Genomic DNA, 21,060 nt, shown 5'->3' with positions numbered 1-21,060 from the left:
GACACAAAGTAGTTTATTGAATATCATCTAAATAAAAAAGGTCGTAGCGCTCAAGCGTTACGACCTTTTTTTGTCTTGATTCATTCTGTCTGCGATTTTTTTGAAGCAGGATCTAGCCGTCTTTCCAAAATACCTAAAAGCCAGTCCGTGATGATCGCCATTAATGCAGTTGGCAATGCACCGGCTAAAATAATCGATGTGCCATCTGTTGCATTAGTTCCTCGGATAATGATATCTCCAAGACCACCAGCACCGACGAATGCACCGATCGCGGTTATCCCGATGGCAACAACTAGCGCGTTTCTTATGCCTGCCATGATAACAGAAACAGAGAGTGGTAACTCTACCATGAATAGCCGTTGTCTAGCAGTCATCCCCATGCCTTTGCCGACATCAAGGATGTTCTTGTCTACTTGGATCATCCCAGTATACGTATTCTTGATGATGGGTAACAGGGAATATAAAAATACAGTAACAATCACGACATTGACTCCCAGACCTAATCCAATGATTAAAATGGAGATCATGGCTAGAGAAGGGATCGTCTGAATGATATTCGCCAAACGAATCACCGAGTTTGCTAATTTACGTCTCCTAGAAATCATGATCCCGACCGGAATCCCGACAACTGCTGCAAAGAGGACACCATAGATAGAAATCAGGAAGTGACGGATAAATTGTGCAAAGATATAGGAGCCATTTTCCTGGAAATAATAGAAAAATTGTTGAAAGACATTCATTTTATCCAATTGCTTCACTTCCCTTCAAAATAGTGGTTTTCTTGTAAGAAACGTTGTGCTACTACTGATGGTTCCACTAGATTATTATCTGCTTCGTAGTTCAATTCCTGCATTTTTTTCGTACTGATGGTATGACCTAACTTATTTAAGGCTTCTTTTAAATGAGGTGTATCAGCTAATACCTTGTTGTCTACAACTGGAGCAGCATCATATGGAGGGAAGAATTGACGATCATCTTCCAACATGACTAGATCATAACTGGCAATCCGTCCATCCGTAGAGTAGCCAAGAACAATATCCATTTTACCTGCTTCGACTGCATCGTAAACAAGTCCAATCTGCATAGGTAATATCGAGTTGAAAGAGAAGCCATAAGTTTCCTGGAAGCCGTCGTAACCGTCTCCTTTACGATTGATCCAAGAAGTATCTACACCAGCTACTAATTCATCCGCTACATTTTTCAGATCGCTGACTTTAGATAGATGGTATTTTTGTGCGGTGTCTTTTCGAACAAGAAAGACATACGTATTTTCAAAACCATAGGATGGGAACCATGTTTGGTCATATCTTTTCTCAAATTCATCTTTCACGATTTCAAAAGCTTTTTTCGGATCTTTTTCAGGAGGAAGATTCAATGTAGTGGTTAAATCTGTTCCTGTGTAGCGAGCTGCTGAAATCGAAGCATCTCCGTTCATCATCGCTTGGTGGTTGATAGTTGTAGTAGCCAGATTGTTGATGATCGCTGTGTTTTTATCTGTATAATGTTCAACCATCCCGGCAACTAGACTTGCTAAGATCTGAGCTTCAGAAGTGATCCCACCTGTGATCGAGATGGTGTCTTCATCTGTATTGCTGGCAAGTCCAGGGAAGGAACAACTCGCAAGTATAAGAAGAGAGAAAAGAACCATGGTCATTTTTAATATACGTTTCATTCTTCATTCTCCTCTCTAAGTGCGATCGGTGTCAGCCGGTGTTCCAAGAGACCTAGAAGCCAATCAGCCAACAGTGCTAAAATCGTTACAGGGATCGTACCTGCCAAAATGAGATCTGGTTGGTAATTATTCAGTCCACTAAAAATCAAATCACCTAAACCACCAGCCCCGATATAAGAGGCAAGGGTAGCCCATGCAATCACGTAAACGGCAGCTAAACGAATGCCGGCCATGATCGTTGGCATAGCAATAGGCAGTTCGACGGAAAAAATGGATTGGAACTCAGTCATTCCCATCCCTTTTGCCACATCCCGATAATTCCAATCGACATTTTTCATCCCGATATACGTATTTCGTAGAATTGGCAATAATGAATAAATAAAGAGAGCGATGATCGCAGGTAATTTACCTACGCCAAATAGCGGGATCATCAATGCCAATAAAGCAAGAGAAGGGATTGTCTGCAAGGCACTGGTTAAGCCAATCACAATCGTAGCAGCTTTCGGAAAACGTGTCAGTAAGACACCAAGCGGTACAGCAATGATGATACCAATGATCAAAGCAAGTCCCGAAATATAAAGATGTTCAAAACCTTTTGAGAGAATTTCTGAACCGTGCTGATGAAAAAACTGCTGCATAGGTCAGACCTCCTTAGATTCTTCAGGAGTAGCTGACTCTGCAACATCAGTAGTTGCGGGGTCTTCTCCCCAAATCACATCGTAGACAATATCCACTAATGATGCGCGAGTCAAGATACCTACGACTTTGTTCTGTTCATCAACGACCGGCACGTATTTCAGCCCGCGTTTTAAAATGCGTTGCAAGGTATCACGAAGATAGGCGGATTCTTTTACGTAAAAAACATGTTTATTCAAAATGTCGCCTACACTGGATACTTTTCCTCGTTTTTTATTCAACGTTTCTACATCGATAAATCCTTTTAATACATTCGAATTATCGGTAACTAACAACGTATCTACACGTTTTTCCCTCATCAGTTTGATTGCTTCTTGTAATGATTTTTCCGGTGTAATCGTGATTGCTGTATTTAGCATAACTTCTCCGACTCTTGTCGCATTTGGTTTTGCTTGTAGTAAGCGATCTTCTCCAATCAACTCTTCTACGAAATCGTTTGCAGGATGACGTAAAATATTTTCTGGTGTATCGAATTGGATCACACGACCTTCACTCATGATGGCGATACGGCTTGCTAGTTTAATCGCTTCATCCATGTCATGGGTTACAAATACGATCGTTTTTCCCAAGCGCTCTTGTAAATCTTTGACAAGGTCTTGCAAAGAATCACGAGTGATGGGATCAAGCGCACCGAATGGCTCGTCCATCAAGATGATATCTTGATTGGCTGCCAAGGCACGAACGACTCCAATACGCTGCTGCTGACCACCAGATAATTCATGTGGATAGCGATCTAACATCTCTCGGGGCAATTCCACAAGATCAATCATTTTTTCAGCTGTTTTATTCCGTTCTTCTTGACTGACTTTCAACAATTTTTGGACAAGAGTGATATTTTCACGGATCGTCATGTGAGGCATCAATCCAATACTTTGGATAACATAGCCGATCTGACGTCGCAATTCCACTGGATCAATTTCTTGGATGGATTTGCCGTCGATCAGGATTTTTCCTTTGCTCGGATCAGTCATGCGGTTGATCATCCGCATCGTCGTCGTTTTTCCGCTTCCGCTCGTACCGATAAAACAGATGAATTCACCCTTTTCAAATGAAAGATTGACGTCCTCTACAGCAACTTTTCCACCTTTATAAATCTTTGACACATTTTGAAATTCAATCATGGTGCCACCTCTTTTTCTATTTTCAATGAAGAACTATCTATTACTAGTATGCCTAAAACAATGAAAAAATACAAATAGGGTAGTTTTTTTATTTAAGGAAATAAAAAGCTAGGATAAAAATGTGCTGATTTTGCCAACAGAACGAAAAACATGATAGAATGATGAAGCACATGATAGAAAGTGAGTGACGATATGTTAACAACAGAAGATTTTGATTTTGACTTGCCGGAAGAGTTGATCGCACAAACACCATTAAAAGACCGCGATCATTCTCGTTTACTTGTTTTGGATCGGAAAACTGGAGAAATGAAAGACAAGCATTTCCATGAAATCATTGAAGAATTACACCCTGGTGATGCGCTAGTCATGAATAATACACGAGTTCTACCTGCTCGTTTATATGGAGAAAAACCAGATACTGGTGCTCATTTAGAAGTCCTTCTTCTAACGAATACAGAAGGAGATACGTGGGAGACATTGATCAAACCTGCGAAACGTGCCAAAGTTGGGACAAGAATCTCTTTTGGTGATGGCAGATTGCAAGCAGTAGTGAAAGAAGAATTGGAACACGGCGGACGGATCATTGACTTTGAGTATGAAGGAATTTTCCTAGAGATTCTTGAATCATTGGGAGAAATGCCATTGCCTCCATATATCAAAGAACGTCTGGAAGACCCAGATCGCTATCAAACTGTCTATGCGAAAGAAAATGGGTCTGCTGCAGCGCCAACAGCGGGATTGCATTTTACGAAAGAACTGCTTGATGAAATCGAAGCAAAGGGTGTTGAATTAGTCTATCTGACACTACACGTAGGGTTAGGTACGTTCCGTCCTGTCAGCGTAGATAAGATCGAAGAACACCATATGCATAGTGAATTCTACCGTTTGACGGAAGAAGCAGCTGAACGATTGAATCAAGTACGTAAAAATGGCGGGAAAATCGTGGCTGTCGGAACAACTTCAATTCGAACATTAGAAACGATTGGGACGAAATTTAATGGAGAAATCAAAGCAGACAGCGGATGGACTGATATTTTCATTACGCCTGGCTATGAATTCAAAGTGGTAGAAGCTTTCTCAACTAATTTCCATTTGCCAAAATCAACTTTAGTCATGTTAGTAAGTGCTTTTGCCGGAAGAGAATTGACATTATCTGCTTATCAGCATGCGATTGACGAGCGCTATCGTTTCTTCAGTTTCGGAGATGCGATGTTCGTGAAATAAGACTGTTTAGAACAATCGTACTCTGAGTATGAAAAAGTCAAGAATATCTCCGTAAAAACAAAGAAAAAAGCTGCCGATTTTTTAACTGGCAGCTTTTTTCGATGCTTCTATTCGCAGATAATTATGCAGTTGCGTTTCTGCTTTGAAGCACGTGTTATTACTAGAAACTTCATTAACGAGTAATAACATTGAAGAAGTTAAGAACTATCTTTATGATACACCAACTTTTCAGCGACAATCGATCAATTTTTGTATGAAAAATGTAGTAAAATGCAAGTTAAAAGTTAAGAAAAATGCGTACAAATAAGAAAAAGCCGAGCTCTCGATAAGCTCGGCTTTCTTGTATCTCGGAAGGATTCAAATAAACAGAAATGATTGTAACTTTCCATCATACATGCAAAGCACGGTGTTGAATTTCTTCATGTTAAACAAAAATTTTGTTTTCGTTACATCTTCAACATTTGAAACATCTCTTGTTCCTATTCAATTTTCAGACGTTTACGTTATTCAATTGTTACGTATCGCATTACTTCTTGTTTCGGATACTTCGTGATCCAAACATCCATACGCATTCACTATTTATAGTTTTGTACTCTACACGCATGTCTGGGTGAAACCTGTACTTCTAACAACTTTGTTTGCTTACACTGTTCTATCGAGAAATTCTTCTGTTTATTTGATGGTATCCTCCTTCCTTACATCTATATAATAGCATCTTTTGGTAGCGTTTGCAAATGTAAGTGCTTTGGATTTTATACTTTCTTAACAAATAATCAATAGGCCCTTTGTTTGAAGTAATTAAAAAAAGGATGTTATAGTAAAATTAGTACCTTTTTTTGTACGAAGATTTTAAAGGAGGAATAGGATGGAAGAATACAAGCAGACAATAGAAGAAGTAAGGAAGGTAACGGAAGCAGATCCAGATACTGGGTTGTCTTCACAAGAAGTGGATGAACGACGAAAAAAGCAGGGATTGAATAAATTCGATGAGGCACCAAAAGAATCAATGATCAAAAAATTCCTTCGAAGCTTGTCGGATTTTACAACGATCGTACTTCTTATAGCAGCGGTGATTTCCTTTTATACTGCATTTGCTACAGAGCATGGAGATTTATTTGAAGGACTGCTGATCATCGCTATCGTTGTGATCAACTCGGTATTGTCAATCGTCCAAGAAGGAAACGCAGAAAAAGCACTGGAATCCTTGCAAGATATGAATAAACAAACGGCAACTGTCATACGTGATGGCAAAGTGACCACTGTTGAGTCAGAGCAACTGGTGGTTGGGGATATTCTTGTTTTAGAGTCCGGTGATGCTATTTCTGCCGATGCCCGTTTGATCGAAGCATCCCAATTACGTGTAGAAGAATCGGCGCTGACTGGAGAAAGTGAAGCAGTCGAAAAAGATGCAGCATTCGTCGCAAAAGAAGATGAGTCATTAGGTGACCAACTTAATATGGTATTTAAAGGGTGTACGGTTGCTGCAGGTCGTGGGAAAGCCATCGTCACTGCTATTGGTATGGCTACTGAAATGGGTAAGATCGCGGATCTTTTGAACGAAAACACCATGCAAAAGACACCTTTACAGGTCCGGTTGAATCAGCTAGGCAAACGAATCAGTATGATCGCTTTAGCGGCTGCGGCTTTAGTATTTGTGATTGGTGAATTACAAGGAGAACCACTCCTTGAAATGTTCATGACTTCGATTTCCTTGGCTGTTGCAGCTGTACCGGAAACCTTGACTGTTATTGTTACGTTGACACTTGCCTACGGTGTGCAGAAGATGGCGAGGAAACATGCGATTATCCGGCAGCTACCAGCAGTAGAGACGCTAGGAACCGCTAATGTTATCTGCTCAGACAAAACAGGAACGCTGACACAAAATGAAATGCGCGTCCGCCGAGTCTGGAGCAAAGAAGATGAAGTAACGAATATCGAAGACTCAATGACGAACAGCGCGATGGAAATATTGAAAATGGCTGCATTATGTACAGATGTGACGGTCGAACAAGAAGACGATGATCTTGTTATCAAAGGTAATCCAACAGAAGTAGCCATCGTTAGGGCTGTTGAAGAGAATTATCATACAAAAGCAGAATTAGAAGAAAAATATCCACGAGTAAACGAGCTTCCTTTTGATTCTGAACGAAAAATGATGACAACGGTTCATCAAATGGGTGAAAAATACATCTCAATCACCAAAGGAGCATTCGATGTTCTGGCTCCGCGCTTTAGTTCAGGCGATGTAGAACAAGCAGCAATCGTTAATGATCGCTTTGGTAAACGGGCACTGAGAGTGATTGCTGTTGGTTATGCTACTTATGACGAAGAGCCGCAAGATATTTCTTCTGAAGCATTGGAAAAAGACTTACGTTTGATTGGCCTGATCGGAATGATCGATCCGCCACGTCCAGAAAGTAAAGGAGCAATCAAGCGAGCGAAAAAGGCCGGCATCAAAACAGTCATGATCACTGGAGATCATGTGGTAACTGCCAGTGCCATAGCGAAAGAATTAGGTATCTTGAATGATCCGTCAGAAGCACTCTCAGGATCAGAACTGCATCAATTATCAGACGAAGAATTAGATGCGCGTGTCAAAGCTCTCTCTGTCTATGCTCGGGTAACGCCAGAAGACAAGATCCGGATCGTCAAATCTTGGCAACGTACAGGTGCAGTCGTAGCGATGACTGGTGATGGTGTGAATGATGCACCAGCGTTGAAAGCAAGTAACGTCGGATGTGCTATGGGGATCACAGGAACAGATGTGGCGCAAAGTGCCGCAGATATGATTCTGACGGATGACAACTTTGCGACGATCGTCGATGCTGTCAGTCAAGGACGCTCGGTTTATCAGAATATTCGTAAAGCAATCAACTTTTTGCTAAGTTGCAACATTTCGGAGATCTTTATTGTTTTGATTGCGATGCTGTTAGGCTGGGGAGCGCCATTCACAGCTGTACAACTACTGTTTGTCAATGTAGTTGCCGATGGACTTCCAGGATTTGCATTAGGAAGAGAACCAGCAGAACACGGTATCATGGATCAGCCACCTATTCCGAAAAACGAAGGAATCTTTGCTCGAGGCTTATTGCAAAAAATCGCCATAAACGCAGGGGTCTTTACCATCGTGACACTGTTTGGTTATTATTTAGGTAGTTATGTCGATACCATCAGTCCATGGGTAGACGCAAGTCAGCATGTCGGTCAAACAGTTGCATTCTTGATCTTAGCTTATTCATCAATTTTGCATGTGTTCAATGTACGCAGCAGTCAATCGATCTTCAAAGTCAATTTAGCAACGAATAAAGCGTTGTTTGAAATGGCGTTACTGGCATTAGCTATTACAACAGCTGTTGCTTTGCTGCCGTTTACGCAAGAACTATTCGGCCTAGTACACATCAGTTTGAATCACTGGTTCTTGGTAGGGATTTTGTCTATCGTACCAATCGCGGTCAATGAACTGATCAAGTTCCATCGATTACCGGAAGCAGAAGAAGAGGAATGATCAACTGTTTCTAAGTTGATTTTCTTTTTACTGGAACTATACAAAAAGGAGGTGTGACATGAATGTTGTCACACCTCCTTTTTGCTAATGGGCTGAATGTTTTTTTTACTGCCTTTCGATAAACGGTGTTCTCCTGCCAACCCCACGGTCACAAGTCACGATATTCATCAAACATGAGAAACTGTTTTTTGTGACTCGGAATTAAACGGCAGGCTCACACTCTCTTTTAAATATCTTTTGGCAATTGTTCATAAAATGCTGCTTTTGTTGCGGAAATATATGGGCTGAGCCATAGATAACCGATACCAGCAGTTGCTAATGCTAAGATATGCCAGCCGATAAATGAAAGATCTAACCAGAAAAGTTTTCCTTTGTAACCATCCATCAATTTTCGACTTGCGGTGATCGTATCCAGTACTTTAGGCGTTTGACCTGTTTCTTGGACGATATCATAATAGATAAAATAGCTTTGAGAATAAGAATAGCTTTTAATGATTCCAGGAATAACTAATAACAAACCCCATAATGTTGTAAAGATTGAAATCAACACAGCTAAACCGATCACTCCGCCGATAAACAAACCTTTGAATCCACGAAATGCATCTTTGAATGGTTCAATCTGATCTTTTTGACCACGTAAAACATCAAGATAAGTCCAAGAAATACCACTCATGAACAAAGCGCTGATAATGCTAGAAATAATTCCACCACCGCCTCCTGAACTACCGCTTCCTGATGCCATCGCATCTGAGACGTTCGCTGAGCCATCATATGTGGCAATAGCAAACAAGATAATAGGAATCATAATAAGAAGAATAGCAACAATACCAATCAATGTAGGGATTAGATTTAATAAAACAGCTTGACCCCACCGACCTTTTAAACTCTCTTTTGCTTGGCGTTTTAATTCTGCAGAAGATTGCATGATTTTCCCCTCCTTTCTTTCATAAAACCAATATACCATGTATCAAAAAATATTTCTGTCATAATGTTTTTTTCTTTTTTGTTATTCATGAAAAAAATAAAAAAAAGAATATTAAATAAAGTAGAAGGAAGCCGAGGGAACTTGCAAAAAGCACTTGAAACGATTATGATGGTGGGAGTTGTCAAGATATTTTATATAGAAAGTAGGGAAATGAATGACGCAACCTGCCATTCGCTATCGTTTAATCAAGAAAGAAAAACATACTGGCGCGCGTTTAGGGGAATTGATCACGCCGCACGGAACTTTTCCCACACCAATGTTCATGCCAGTAGGAACATTAGCTACAGTAAAAACAATGTCCCCAGAAGAGTTGAAAGAAATGGGTGCTGGCGTTATTTTAAGTAATACATATCATTTATGGCTACGCCCTGGTGAAGACTTAGTAGAAGAAGCTGGCGGACTGCATAAATTTATGAACTGGGATCAACCGATTTTAACAGATTCAGGCGGCTTTCAAGTTTTTTCATTAAGTGATATGCGGAATATCGAAGAAGAAGGCGTGCATTTCAAAAACCACTTGAATGGTTCGCGTATGTTTTTATCACCAGAAAAAGCAATCAACATCCAAAATAAATTGGGCTCTGATATTATGATGAGTTTTGACGAATGTCCACCATTCGATGAAAGTTACGACTACGTGAAAAAATCAGTAGAACGTACGTCTCGATGGGCAGAACGAGGATTGAAAGCTCATGCTAACCCAGACCGTCAAGGATTATTTGGAATCATTCAAGGCGCAGGATTTGAAGATCTTCGTCGTCAAAGCGCGAAAGATCTAGTCGGCATGGATTTCCCTGGTTACTCAATCGGCGGGTTATCTGTCGGGGAACCTAAATCAGAAATGAACCGTGTATTAGAATTCACTACACCGTTGATCCCCGAAAACAAACCACGTTACTTGATGGGTGTCGGTGCTGCTGATTCATTGATCGATGGTGTTATCCGTGGAGTAGACATGTTTGACTGTGTCTTGCCTACTCGAATCGCTCGAAATGGCACATGTATGACTTCTCAAGGCCGTCTAGTAGTGAAAAATGCGAAATATGCCCATGATTTCCGTCCAATTGATGAGAAATGTGATTGTTACACATGTAAAAACTATACACGTGCATATATCCGCCATTTGATCAAATGTGATGAAACATTTGGCATTCGTTTGACTTCTTACCATAATTTATACTTCTTGTTGAATCTAATGAAACAAGTGCGTCAAGCAATCATGGATGATAATTTGCTTGAATTTAGAGAAGCCTTTTTTGAAGAATACGGGTTCAATAAAGAAAACGCAAAAAGTTTCTAAAGGAAAATCTTTTAAAAATTAAGTAAAAAACTAGTGTTAGCAGCATTTTTCTGCTAAAGTGTTTTTTGTAGATACAGAATTAGTGAGGTGAAAAAAATGGGATCATTACCAATGCTTGTGATGTTTATCGCGCTATTAGCAATGTGGTTTTTTATGTCACGTTCGCAAAAGAAACAACAGCAAGAACGTCAAAACTTGTTAGATAGCATGAAACCAGGTGATTCAGTCGTAACAATCGGCGGATTACACGGAGTTGTTTCAGAAATCGACAATGATAAACGGACAGTCGTTATAGACTGCGAAGGGATCTTCCTTGAGTACGATCGTGCAGCAATCAAAACGGTCAAACCAGGAACTGTCGTAACAAATGATGCAACGACTACTGTTGAAACAACAGAAGAACCAGCTGAGACAGTTGAAGTAAAAACTGAAACAACAGAAACGCTGGAAGAGACAGAAGAGAAAAAAGAAAAATAAGTATCAAAGCTTATTTAAAGACGAGGTAGGGCAGAAAGGTGTTCTACCTCATTTTTTATTCAAAAAAGAAAGAGATAAGAGCATAGGATACATTGCTCAACGTTGAATAATCGGATGTGTCATATAAATAATAATAAATAACTTTATATATTTTTCCATGTAAACACTTATAAATAAAGGGATTTTATATTTAAAAATAACTGTGAAAAAAATCACAAAAAAGTGTTTACATAGAAAAACAAATATTGTATGATATACATGTGAATGATTTAACAAATAACCATGACCCATTAGGAGGATAATGATGGCTAAAGTAATGGAAAAAGAAAAAACGAAGACAATTGACGTACAAGCAATGATTGATGGTTTGGCAGAAAAAGCAAATGTAGCATTGAAAGAAATGGAAAGCTTTGATCAAGAAAAAGTGGACCATATCGTGCATGAAATGGCAATGGCAGCTTTAGATCAACATATGCCATTAGCAAAAATGGCTGTGGAAGAAACAGGTCGCGGTGTTTACGAAGATAAAGCAATCAAAAATATGTATGCGTCTGAATATATTTGGCATAATATCAAACATGATAAAACAGTTGGTGTAATCAATGAAGATGTCCAAAAGGGATTGATTGAAATTGCTGAACCAGTCGGTGTGGTTTGCGGAGTAACTCCAACAACGAATCCGACTTCCACAACGATTTTCAAATCAATGATCGCGTTGAAAACAAGAAATCCAATCGTTTTTGCTTTCCATCCAAGTGCCCAAAAATCTTCTGCAGAAGCAGCACGAGTGGTACGTGATGCTGCTATCGCTGCCGGAGCTCCTGAAAATTGTATCCAATGGATTGAACATCCATCGATCGAAGCGACTTCTATGCTAATGAACCATCCAGGTATCGCGATCGTCTTAGCGACAGGTGGAGCTGGAATGGTCAAGTCTGCTTACTCTACAGGAAAACCAGCTTTAGGTGTAGGTCCAGGTAACGTACCAGCTTATATTGAAAAAACAGCAAAAATCAAACGTGCAGTGAACGATTTGATCGTTTCGAAAACATTTGATAATGGGATGATCTGTGCTTCTGAACAAGCTGTGATCGTGGACAAAGAAATCTACGCAGCAGTAAAAGCAGAATTCCAAGCACACCAAGTTTATATCGTAAAACCAGATGAATTGCAAAAATTGGAAGATGCAGTGATGAACGAAGGGAAATATGCGGTCAATCCATCAATCGTTGGACATTCTGCGATGGAAATCGCTAATTTGGCAGGAATCAGTGTACCAAAAGGAACGAAAATGCTGATTGCTGAATTGGAAGGCGTAGGACCAGATTATCCGCTTTCAAGAGAAAAACTTTCTCCAGTTCTTGCCATGATCAAAGCTAACAACACGGACCATGCGTTCGATTTGTGTGAAGGTATGTTGAATCTTGGAGGATTAGGACATACAGCAGTTATCCATTCAGAAAACGAAGAGTTGCATGTCAAATTCGGTCTTCGAATGAAAGCTTGTCGTATTTTAGTGAATACACCATCTGCAGAAGGCGGCATCGGTGATATCTATAACGAAATGATTCCGTCATTGACTTTGGGATGCGGTTCTTATGGTAAGAACTCTGTTTCTCGTAACGTCTCTGCTGTAAACTTAATCAATGTCAAAACTGTAGCGAAACGGAGAAATAACATGCAATGGTTCAAATTACCGCCAAAAATCTTCTTTGAAAAGAATTCTCTATTGTACTTAGAGAAAATGGAAAATGTTGAACGTGTCATGATCGTTTGTGACCCAGGTATGGTCCAATTCGGTTACTGCGATACAGTTCGTGAAGTATTGGCACGACGCAAAAATGATGTGAAGATCGAAGTCTTCTCAGAGGTTGAACCGAACCCATCGACAAATACCGTATACGCAGGAACGAAATTGATGGCAGACTTCAAGCCAGATACAGTGATCGCTCTTGGAGGCGGTTCTGCAATGGACGCGGCTAAGGGAATGTGGATGTTCTATGAACACCCAGACACATCTTTCTTCGGTGCAAAACAAAAATTCTTGGATATCCGTAAACGGACATACAAGATCGATAAACCAGAAAAGACACAATTCGTATGTATCCCGACAACATCAGGGACTGGTTCTGAAGTAACACCATTTGCGGTCATCACTGACAGTGAAACACATGTGAAATATCCGTTGGCAGATTATGCATTGACACCGGATGTCGCAATCGTCGATCCTCAATTCGTTATGTCAGTTCCAGCATCTGTCACAGCAGATACAGGAATGGATGTGTTGACGCATGCAATTGAATCTTATGTTTCAGTCATGGCTTCAGATTATACACGCGGATTGAGTCTGCAAGCGATCAAATTAGTCTTTGACTATTTAGAAAAATCAGTGAAAACACCTGATATGGAATCACGTGAAAAAATGCACAACGCTTCTACAATGGCTGGTATGGCGTTTGCTAACGCATTCCTAGGTATTTGTCACTCAGTCGCACATAAAATCGGTGGGGAATACGGGATCCCTCATGGGCGGACAAATGCGATTCTTTTACCGCATATTATCCGCTACAATGCAAAAGATCCACAAAAACATGCGATGTTCCCTAAATATGACTATTTCCGTGCAGATACAGATTACGCAGATATTGCAAAATTCTTAGGTCTGAAAGGCGAAACAACAGAGGAATTAGTCGAAGCTTTAGCAACTGCTGTTTATGAATTAGGAAAATCTGTCGGCATCAACATGAGTCTAAAAGCTCAAGGAGTCACACAAGAAACACTAGATACTACCGTAGACCGTATGGCTGAATTAGCTTACGAAGACCAATGTACGACAGCTAATCCGAAAGAACCATTGATCTCTGAATTGAAACAAATCATCATTGATGCTTACAATGGATAAGCAAAAGAAAGCATAGAAAAGAGATAAAAAAATAGATGAAAAAGAACTTGGAAAACGTTGTTTCTCCAAGTTCTTTTTTTGTTTTCTAAGTATTTGAAAGTTACTTTTGTTATTTAACGTTTAGGTCAATTTTAGACAGTTTTTGTTCAAAAAGCGATATTTATAGTGAACGGTATTACTGCTATATTAAGGATATAAAAATGAAAGCGTTTAAAAAAGGTGGCATAAAGATGATTATTAAAGAAGAGATTTTTGTACCTAAAGAATTAGTGAAAGAAAAAATTGACCTGCTCGTTGAAAACCTGACAACGATCAAAGACGATAACGGTGAATTTTTATTGGACTTTGATGGATTGAAAGTAGATGACAAAAGCTGGACAGTATGGAATTGGCCACAAGGTGTCGGATTATACGGTATTTATAAAAATTACCAGATGACAAAAAATCCTCGCGCTTATCAAGTAGTCAATGAATGGTTTGAAGATCGGATGGAAGAAGGCGCTCCGCCAAAAAACGTCAATACGATGGCCCCGTTGTTGACGATGGCTTACTTGTATGAAGACACGAAAGATTCACGCTATTTGCCTTATTTAGAACAATGGGCAGAATGGGTCATGAATGACATGCCTCGGACAAATGAAGAGGGGTTGCAACATGCCACATATGGACCGGAAAATAAGAATCAGCTGTGGGATGATACATTGATGATGACAGTGCTTCCTTTGGCAAAAATCGGGAAACTGTTGAATCGCCCAGAATATTTAGAAGAAGCACGTTACCAGTTTATGATCCACATCAAATACTTGATGGATAAACGAACAGGGTTGTGGTATCACGGCTGGACGTTTGAAGGAAATCATAACTACGCCGAAGCATTTTGGGCTCGTGGCAACTGCTGGTTGACGATTGCTATTCCAGAAATCATCGAGATCTTAGAACTATCGAAAGAAGATGCATTGCGCAAATTGTTGATTGAAACACTTGAAGCACAAGTGCGCGCATTAAAAACTTATCAATCTGAAAGCGGTTTATGGCATACGTTGTTAGATGATCCTTCTTCTTATGTGGAATCTTCTGCAACTGCAGGATTTGCTTACGGTATTTTGAAAGCGGTCCATAAACGTTATTTGCCGCAAGAATATAAAGAAGTCGCTTATCGTGCTATCCAAGGATTGCTTGAACAAATCGATGAAAAAGGAGAAGTCCAAAACGTTTCAATCGGGACAGGAATGGGGGATAGTTTAGATTTTTATCGGAATATCGGAATCACAGCAATGCCTTATGGACAGTCGTTAACGGTGCTTTGTTTGACAGAATTGCTCGTCTCTTATTGTTAAAAGAAAGGAAACCCATATGAAAAAAACATCACTGCTGTTTGCAGCAAGTTCGCTTAGCCTAGGTCTGCTAGGTCTAAGCGGCTGCGGAAATAATTCTAGTGTGGCAACTGTCGCAGATGCAGACGTAAATGAGACAGTTACCTTGCGCTTTGCTTACGCAAGCAACAGCCAGCCGGTAATTGATGCAATGAATGAATTTGGGCGTTTAGTAAAAGAAAAAACAGACGGTTCCGTACAGATCCAGTATTTTCCAGATGGACAACTGGGTGGAGAACGGGAACTAATCGAGTTGACACAGTCAGGAGCAGTAGATTTCACAAAAGTAAGTGCCTCAGCATTGGAAAGTTTTTCTAAAGATTATTCGATTTTTTCAGTCCCTTATCTATTCAATGATGAAGAACATTTCTTTAAGGTGATGGATAACGAAGAAATAATGGAACCAATCTACCAATCAACCAAAGATTTAGGGTTTACCGGATTGACCTATTATGATTCTGGTCAACGCAGTTTTTATATGGTAGACGGTCCAATCCATACACCGGAAGATTTGAAGGGAAAGAAAATCCGTGTGATGCAAAGCGAAACAGCTATTAAAATGGTCGAGCTTTTAGGCGGTTCGCCAGTCCCCATGGGAAGTGATGAGGTATACACTTCTCTTCAATCCAATTTGATCAACGGATCAGAAAACAATGAGTTTGTCTTGTATACAGCTGGACATGGCGGGGTAGCTAAATACTATTCTTATGATGAGCATACACGTGTGCCCGATATCATCATCATGAATGATGCTATCAAAGAACAGCTAACTGCTGAACAGGAAAAAGCGATTGAAGAAGCAGCAAAAGAATCGACGGTTTTTGAAATCGAAGCTTTTGCCAGAGCAATTGAAGAAGAAAAAGCTTTAGCACAAGAAGAACATGGAGTTCAATTCAATGATGTAGATAATACACCGTTTCGAGAGGCAGTCGCACCGCTTCATGATACATTCAAAAATGATCCTGCCTACAAAGACCTTTATCAAAAGATCCAAGAGCAAGGAGCGTAGCTGTGATGAAAATGATTTTAAATAAGGTGTTAGAGATCCTAGGAGCTGTTTTGCTTGTTGGGATGGTCGCTGTCGTTTTATGGCAAGTATTTTCCAGAACGGTTTTAGGAAATCCGAATACGGTGACAGAAGAGCTTGTTCGATTCGGACTTGTCTGGTTTGCCATGTTGTCTTCCGCGTATGTTGTGGGACAAAAAGCACATCTAGCCGTAACGGTTTTAAGTGAAAAATTATCTGGTAAAAAAAGTAAAATTTTAGAAGTCGTTGTTCAAAGTTTGTTTCTGGTATTTGCTGCGATGATCATGGTGTATGGCGGATGGAATGCTGTCACGTTGACAATGGGGCAGATCTCGCCTTCTTTAAGCATTCCGATGGGGTACGTCTATTTGTCAGTACCTGTCTCAGGGATACTCATCATTATCTATAGTCTGATCAATCTAATCGATACATTAAGCAACAAGCCAGCAATTCAAGAAAAAATATAAAAATGGAGGAATAAAATGGCAATAGAAGCCGGATTAGTGTTATTTTTTGTATTTGTCGTGTTGCTTGTATTAGGGATGCCGATTGCTATAAGTATTGCGTTCTCATCAATGATGACTTTATTGTTAGTTATACCGTTTGATGTTTCTGCTTTTAGTTCAGCTCAAAAAATGGTGGGAAGCATCAACAGTTTTTCGCTCATCGCTATTCCGTTTTTCGTTCTTTCAGGTATTATCATGAATAATGGAGGGATAGCCAAGAAACTAGTGGATTTTGCGATGTTGTTCGTCGGACGCGTACCGGGGGCTTTAGCTCATACGAATGTGTTAGGGAATGCTTTATTTGGTTCCATCTCTAGTTCAGCCATTGCCGCTTCTACCGCGATTGGCGGAGTCTTGATCCCTCAGCAAGTGGAAGAAGGATATGACCGGAAGTTTGCAACAGCGGTCAATATCGCGTCAGCTCCGACAGGTATGGTCATTCCTCCAAGTACTGCTTTTATCATGTATTCACTTGTTGCTGGTGGTGCTTCGATTTCGGCTTTATTTATGGGAGGGTATCTCGTAGGGGCTTTGTGGGCACTAGGAATCATGCTAGTAGCATTCATCGTTGCTAAAAAGAATAAATACCCTGTTGTCGAAAAAGGACAGATGGCTCATGCTGGAAAAATAATAAAAGAGGCGATTCCTAGCCTTCTATTGATTGTCATCATTATCGGTGGTATCTTGACGGGGATATTTACAGCAGTAGAAGCTTCAGCGATAGCTGTCATTTACTCCCTGTTGATTGCTATGTTTTACTATAAAACGGTAAAACTAAAAGATATACCTAATATGTTGTTTCAATCAGTAGCAATGTCAGGGACGATCATGTTCTTATTAGCTACTTCTTCCATGATGTCTTTCGCCATGGCGTTTACCGGTATTCCTCAGGCAATTAGTTCGTTGATTATGGGGGTAACGGATAATAAGCTAGTGATTCTGTTATTAGTCAATCTTGTGTTATTACTTGTGGGTATGTTTATGGATGTAGCGCCTGCTATTTTGATTTTTACACCAATATTTTTACCGATCGTCACAAGTGTAGGGGTTGATCCTGTACATTATGGATTGTTTTCAATCATGAATCTGTGTGTAGGCTCAATTACACCTCCTGTAGGTACAGGGTTATATGTCGGTGCAAGTGTAGGAGGCGTAAAAGCAGAAGCCATGCTGAAACCACTTCTTCCGTTTTATGGGATTATCCTAGTCGTCTTGTTTTTGATTACCTATTTCCCGCAAATCGTCATGTGGCTACCCAATATGCTGAGTTAGGAGAATAATTATGTTGAACATTACAATTAGAGGACATGATCTTTCCCAAGTCCAAACGATAGAAGATCTTGCAGAAAAAACAAAAGAACAAGGGATCCATACACTGCAGCTCGCCTTAGGTCTTTCGTTTCCTGAAATGTCTTCTGGCGCAAACGAAATCAATTCTGGGATGGGAAATTATGTCAAACGTGTCTTAGAAAAGCAAGAAGTGTCCGTAGGAATTTTAAGTTGCTATATCAATATGATTCATCCAGATTTAACGATACGAGAAGAGTTGCTGACAAAGTTCGAGCAGTATCTTCGCTATGCTTCTTCCTTTGGTGCGTCAATGGTTGCTTCGGAAACGGGATGTGTTTTGCCGGAAATCCAATATACGGAAGAAAATTTCACAGATGAAGCATTTGCTGAAGCAGTGTCCGTTATCCGTCGCTTGGTAAAAGCTGGAGAAAAATACCAAATGATGGTGGGGATAGAACCAGGTTTGAATCATCCGGTGTATTCTTTAGAAAGAGTAGAGCAGCTGATCCAAGCAGTGGATTCGGACTATCTAGGAATCATTTTAGATCCGACAAATTTGATTACAAGTACTGATTATCAAGGACAAGTCCAATTGGTAGAAGAAGCTTTTGAGCGTTTTGGTAAAAAGATATGTGCGGTTCATTTGAAAGATTTTCGTGTCGAACAGGAAAAAATCGTGCCGGTAAATTTGGGAGACGGTGTGATCGAGTACACAAAAATCAAAGAAATCATCAAGAAGAACCGTCCGTATCTGTATGTGGTTCTTGAAGAAACAAAAGATGATGGGATTCGTTATGGAAGAAGTCTTCTTGAATAATGTAAAGAAGACATTGATTAACTAATATTTAGAATGGAGGGGGCGGGGCTAGAAGATGTCACGTCTCTTCTTTTTTATAAGAGTATATAAAAGCAGCTCTTTTTGATTGCAAAAAACGTGATATAATATAATTGTGCACAACTGAACAAAGGAGGTGCAGCACATGCTTCAAAAGAAAATAAGCGGTGAGCAAGTCAATACGATGGTTTCTGATCAGTATGAAATCTATCATGTCAAAGATGTCGTTAGCCAAAATAAAACAATCTACCATCACCATGATTTCTATGAAATCCATGCTACATTAAAGGGCGAAGCGACTTTTTATTTGAACGGACGGCAATTTACGATCAAAGCAGGAAGTGTGCTGCTCATCCATTCCAACGATTTGCATCGTATCGTCCGCCAGTCTTCAGATGTATTTGAGCGTGTCTATATCTTTGTTACCCCTTCTTTTCTGGGAAGTCGTTCCACACCATGGTCTAATCTATCGGCTTGTTTTCAACCAATGGGAGAGAAAAGGAGTCGTGTATTGCAAGTCGAACAGGAAGTATTGAAGCAAAAATTATCATTTATCGACCACCCTCCTGATAAAAAAATTTACGGTGAAGACATAAAATATGAACAAGCTCTGGTAGAATACTTGATTTTTCTCAATCAAGTAGTACAAAAAGAAGAGAGTGCGCAAGAACAGAATGCTGTAGTTCCAAATGAGCGTGTGGAACAAATGTTACAATATATCTCAAAAAATTTATCTCATCCGCTTTCTTTAGAGGAAATGGAGAAGCAATTTTTTGTCAGCAAATACCATATCACCCGAGAATTCAAAAAGTACACTGGATTTACGTTTCATCAGTATGTAATGAAGAAAAAGCTGATCTATGCCAAGCACTTGTTGCGAGAGTACCGTAGTTCTAGTGCTGTATATAGTAAAAGTGGTTTTTCATCTTATCCGCATTTTCTGAAAGCATTCAAGAGAGAGTTTGGTATAACGCCTAAAGAATTTTTGAAACGCGATACACAAAACCAGCTTATTCATTATGAACATTTTGAAGATGAACAATGAGAATAACCACCCCAAAATAACCGAAGTAGCTGCTGTTGTTTATATAGAAGCAGAAACTGCGGTTATTTTATTATTCTACTATATCTTTTAAAAAAAGTGCGTACATATTATATGAATCAGCTAAATTTACGAAAATCTCTCGGTGATAATCCAGTTTTTGCTTTGAACAAGCGACTAAAGTAAGCAAAATTCTCGATTCCGATTTCTTCGGAAATCATTCGAATAGTAAATTCTGTATACCGAAGAAGGTCTTTAGCGTAAGAGAGTTTTTTGCTGATTAAATAATCGATTGGCGGAGAACCGATGAATTTGGAAAAATCTTTGCTCAGCTGATATTTATTCAGTAAAAATTGCTGTTCTAATTGATCAAGTGTGATCGTTTCTTTGAAGTGTTCGTCCAAGTATTGCTTAAGCTTATAAACGTAAGGGGGAATATCTTCTTCTTCGAAATCCAGCTGATACTTCTGCAAAATCAGTTCATTCAACAGCTCGTGGATAGCTACAGAGGACTGGAAATCGGTACGGGCATTCGCACCTTGCTGCATGTGGATCAATTCTGTGATCAGATGATGGATCTTGTTTTCTGATGGATCACCTGTCGAATGGAAGGTGTTATGGCCGTCTTTTGTGAATTCTTGATAAAATGATTGGACGCTCTGACCATTCAAATGGATCCAATCCATTTCCCATGGTTCTTCGCTAATCGTTTGATAACGCTGATATTCTTGGCAGTCAATAAAAAAGAGGTCTCCAGCTTTTAGCTGGTGCTGATTAGCTTTATATGTAAGCAAACCCTCGCCAGACAAAGTAAATTTTATCAAATAAGAAGGTAAATGTGCTCGTTCAGTATAGTAAGGGACCGGCGCTTTAAAGTAGCCGATTTCTTGGATATAAAAAAATAAATTCCTACTTCTTTGCGTAGGTGTCAAGATCACTCTTTTTGAGTCTTCCGACCATGAGTGATTGGCTTTTTCCCAGTAATCCATGTAAACACTCCCAACTTGTCAAGATAATGCAATTATATACCAAAATAGTGTGAAGCAAAATATAAGTTTATGTAATATGATAGCATTGTTAATAAATGATAACGCTTTATTAAGGA

At 39.7% G+C, this 21,060-nt stretch carries 17 protein-coding genes; 11 read left to right on the top strand and 6 right to left on the bottom strand.

Annotated features, from left to right (window positions below; genetic code table 11):
• Positions 1 to 80 precede the first annotated feature (80 nt).
• Genes AB3I00_RS03615 through AB3I00_RS03600 form a run of 4 tightly spaced genes read right to left on the bottom strand, consistent with a single transcriptional unit; the run spans position 81 to position 3,489 of the window.
• On the bottom strand, positions 81 to 758 hold the full coding sequence (locus AB3I00_RS03615) for an ABC transporter permease (protein ID WP_368024783.1): 678 nt from the start codon (positions 756 to 758) through the stop codon (positions 81 to 83).
• Complete coding sequence (locus AB3I00_RS03610) at positions 755 to 1,672, bottom strand: osmoprotectant ABC transporter substrate-binding protein (RefSeq protein ID WP_368024782.1); 918 nt, start codon at positions 1,670 to 1,672, stop codon at positions 755 to 757. Before AB3I00_RS03610 ends, AB3I00_RS03615 begins: the two co-directional genes overlap by 4 nt.
• Complete coding sequence (locus AB3I00_RS03605; RefSeq protein ID WP_002293405.1) at positions 1,669 to 2,310, bottom strand: ABC transporter permease; 642 nt, start codon at positions 2,308 to 2,310, stop codon at positions 1,669 to 1,671. The genes AB3I00_RS03610 and AB3I00_RS03605 overlap by 4 nt, the downstream gene beginning before the upstream one ends.
• A 3-nt stretch (positions 2,311 to 2,313) precedes the next feature.
• Positions 2,314 to 3,489 carry a betaine/proline/choline family ABC transporter ATP-binding protein gene (locus tag AB3I00_RS03600; RefSeq protein ID WP_086286320.1) on the bottom strand — a complete coding sequence of 392 codons (1,176 nt, stop codon included), beginning with the start codon at positions 3,487 to 3,489 and terminating at the stop codon, positions 2,314 to 2,316.
• A gap of 192 nt (positions 3,490 to 3,681) precedes the next feature.
• Here AB3I00_RS03600 and queA point away from each other — a divergent pair, with 192 nt between their 5' ends.
• Positions 3,682 to 4,713: a tRNA preQ1(34) S-adenosylmethionine ribosyltransferase-isomerase QueA gene (queA, locus tag AB3I00_RS03595; protein ID WP_002293403.1), complete on the top strand. Its 1,032-nt coding sequence runs from the start codon at positions 3,682 to 3,684 to the stop codon at positions 4,711 to 4,713.
• A gap of 865 nt (positions 4,714 to 5,578) precedes the next feature.
• Positions 5,579 to 8,218: a cation-translocating P-type ATPase gene (locus tag AB3I00_RS03590; protein ID WP_368024781.1), complete on the top strand. Its 2,640-nt coding sequence runs from the start codon at positions 5,579 to 5,581 to the stop codon at positions 8,216 to 8,218.
• A 226-nt stretch (positions 8,219 to 8,444) separates the two neighbouring features.
• Here AB3I00_RS03590 and AB3I00_RS03585 read toward each other — a convergent pair whose 3' ends face one another.
• Positions 8,445 to 9,143: a DUF975 family protein gene (locus tag AB3I00_RS03585; protein ID WP_002293400.1), complete on the bottom strand. Its 699-nt coding sequence runs from the start codon at positions 9,141 to 9,143 to the stop codon at positions 8,445 to 8,447.
• Between the two features lie 214 nt (positions 9,144 to 9,357).
• On the opposite strand from AB3I00_RS03585, the gene tgt reads away from it, so the two are divergent.
• The 9 genes from tgt to AB3I00_RS03540 all read left to right on the top strand — a co-directional run bounded on the left by tgt (position 9,358) and on the right by AB3I00_RS03540 (position 19,958).
• Positions 9,358 to 10,503, top strand: coding sequence for a tRNA guanosine(34) transglycosylase Tgt (gene tgt / locus AB3I00_RS03580; RefSeq protein WP_002294183.1), 1,146 nt, complete (start codon positions 9,358 to 9,360; stop codon positions 10,501 to 10,503).
• Positions 10,504 to 10,599: 96 nt separating this feature from the next.
• Positions 10,600 to 10,980 carry a preprotein translocase subunit YajC gene (gene yajC / locus AB3I00_RS03575; RefSeq protein WP_002293398.1) on the top strand — a complete coding sequence of 127 codons (381 nt, stop codon included), beginning with the start codon at positions 10,600 to 10,602 and terminating at the stop codon, positions 10,978 to 10,980.
• Between the two features lie 304 nt (positions 10,981 to 11,284).
• The gene (adhE, locus tag AB3I00_RS03570; RefSeq protein WP_002341075.1) at positions 11,285 to 13,882 is read left to right on the top strand and encodes a bifunctional acetaldehyde-CoA/alcohol dehydrogenase; all 2,598 of its coding nucleotides are present in this window, start codon (positions 11,285 to 11,287) and stop codon (positions 13,880 to 13,882) included.
• Between the two features lie 230 nt (positions 13,883 to 14,112).
• Positions 14,113 to 15,219, top strand: coding sequence for a glycoside hydrolase family 105 protein (locus AB3I00_RS03565; protein WP_002309738.1), 1,107 nt, complete (start codon positions 14,113 to 14,115; stop codon positions 15,217 to 15,219).
• 16 nt (positions 15,220 to 15,235) lie between these two features.
• Positions 15,236 to 16,264 carry a TRAP transporter substrate-binding protein gene (locus tag AB3I00_RS03560; protein ID WP_002293394.1) on the top strand — a complete coding sequence of 343 codons (1,029 nt, stop codon included), beginning with the start codon at positions 15,236 to 15,238 and terminating at the stop codon, positions 16,262 to 16,264.
• Between the two features lie 5 nt (positions 16,265 to 16,269).
• A complete protein-coding gene (locus AB3I00_RS03555) occupies positions 16,270 to 16,749 on the top strand; it encodes a TRAP transporter small permease (RefSeq protein ID WP_002293392.1) in 480 nt (159 codons plus the stop codon).
• A gap of 15 nt (positions 16,750 to 16,764) precedes the next feature.
• Positions 16,765 to 18,060 carry a TRAP transporter large permease gene (locus tag AB3I00_RS03550; RefSeq protein ID WP_002329715.1) on the top strand — a complete coding sequence of 432 codons (1,296 nt, stop codon included), beginning with the start codon at positions 16,765 to 16,767 and terminating at the stop codon, positions 18,058 to 18,060.
• 10 nt (positions 18,061 to 18,070) lie between these two features.
• The gene (locus tag AB3I00_RS03545) at positions 18,071 to 18,895 is read left to right on the top strand and encodes a sugar phosphate isomerase/epimerase (RefSeq protein WP_104764258.1); all 825 of its coding nucleotides are present in this window, start codon (positions 18,071 to 18,073) and stop codon (positions 18,893 to 18,895) included.
• A gap of 163 nt (positions 18,896 to 19,058) precedes the next feature.
• Positions 19,059 to 19,958, top strand: a complete 900-nt coding sequence (locus AB3I00_RS03540) for an AraC family transcriptional regulator (protein ID WP_002293388.1) — start codon at positions 19,059 to 19,061, stop codon at positions 19,956 to 19,958.
• Between the two features lie 116 nt (positions 19,959 to 20,074).
• Here the strand turns inward: AB3I00_RS03540 and AB3I00_RS03535 are convergent, their stop codons facing one another.
• Entirely contained in the window at positions 20,075 to 20,944 is an 870-nt protein-coding gene (locus AB3I00_RS03535) for an AraC family transcriptional regulator (protein ID WP_002315595.1), read from the bottom strand.
• Positions 20,945 to 21,060 lie beyond the last annotated feature (116 nt).

It is taken from the genome of Enterococcus sp. C76 (assembly GCF_040886985.1).
GTDB classification, from domain to species: Bacteria; Bacillota; Bacilli; order Lactobacillales; family Enterococcaceae; genus Enterococcus_B; species Enterococcus_B lactis.
This window is presented reverse-complemented; position numbering and strand designations above follow the sequence as displayed.

Coding starts and splice junctions, on each gene's coding strand:
- AB3I00_RS03610 (WP_368024782.1), bottom strand. CDS start 1,672: ATGAAACGTATATTAAAAATGACCATGGTTCTTTTCTCTCTTCTTATA.
- AB3I00_RS03605 (WP_002293405.1), bottom strand. CDS start 2,310: ATGCAGCAGTTTTTTCATCAGCACGGTTCAGAAATTCTCTCAAAAGGT.
- AB3I00_RS03600 (WP_086286320.1), bottom strand. CDS start 3,489: ATGATTGAATTTCAAAATGTGTCAAAGATTTATAAAGGTGGAAAAGTT.
- queA (WP_002293403.1), top strand. CDS start 3,682: ATGTTAACAACAGAAGATTTTGATTTTGACTTGCCGGAAGAGTTGATC.
- AB3I00_RS03590 (WP_368024781.1), top strand. CDS start 5,579: ATGGAAGAATACAAGCAGACAATAGAAGAAGTAAGGAAGGTAACGGAA.
- AB3I00_RS03585 (WP_002293400.1), bottom strand. CDS start 9,143: ATGCAATCTTCTGCAGAATTAAAACGCCAAGCAAAAGAGAGTTTAAAA.
- tgt (WP_002294183.1), top strand. CDS start 9,358: ATGACGCAACCTGCCATTCGCTATCGTTTAATCAAGAAAGAAAAACAT.
- yajC (WP_002293398.1), top strand. CDS start 10,600: ATGGGATCATTACCAATGCTTGTGATGTTTATCGCGCTATTAGCAATG.
- adhE (WP_002341075.1), top strand. CDS start 11,285: ATGGCTAAAGTAATGGAAAAAGAAAAAACGAAGACAATTGACGTACAA.
- AB3I00_RS03565 (WP_002309738.1), top strand. CDS start 14,113: ATGATTATTAAAGAAGAGATTTTTGTACCTAAAGAATTAGTGAAAGAA.
- AB3I00_RS03560 (WP_002293394.1), top strand. CDS start 15,236: ATGAAAAAAACATCACTGCTGTTTGCAGCAAGTTCGCTTAGCCTAGGT.
- AB3I00_RS03555 (WP_002293392.1), top strand. CDS start 16,270: ATGAAAATGATTTTAAATAAGGTGTTAGAGATCCTAGGAGCTGTTTTG.
- AB3I00_RS03550 (WP_002329715.1), top strand. CDS start 16,765: ATGGCAATAGAAGCCGGATTAGTGTTATTTTTTGTATTTGTCGTGTTG.
- AB3I00_RS03545 (WP_104764258.1), top strand. CDS start 18,071: ATGTTGAACATTACAATTAGAGGACATGATCTTTCCCAAGTCCAAACG.
- AB3I00_RS03540 (WP_002293388.1), top strand. CDS start 19,059: ATGCTTCAAAAGAAAATAAGCGGTGAGCAAGTCAATACGATGGTTTCT.
- AB3I00_RS03535 (WP_002315595.1), bottom strand. CDS start 20,944: ATGGATTACTGGGAAAAAGCCAATCACTCATGGTCGGAAGACTCAAAA.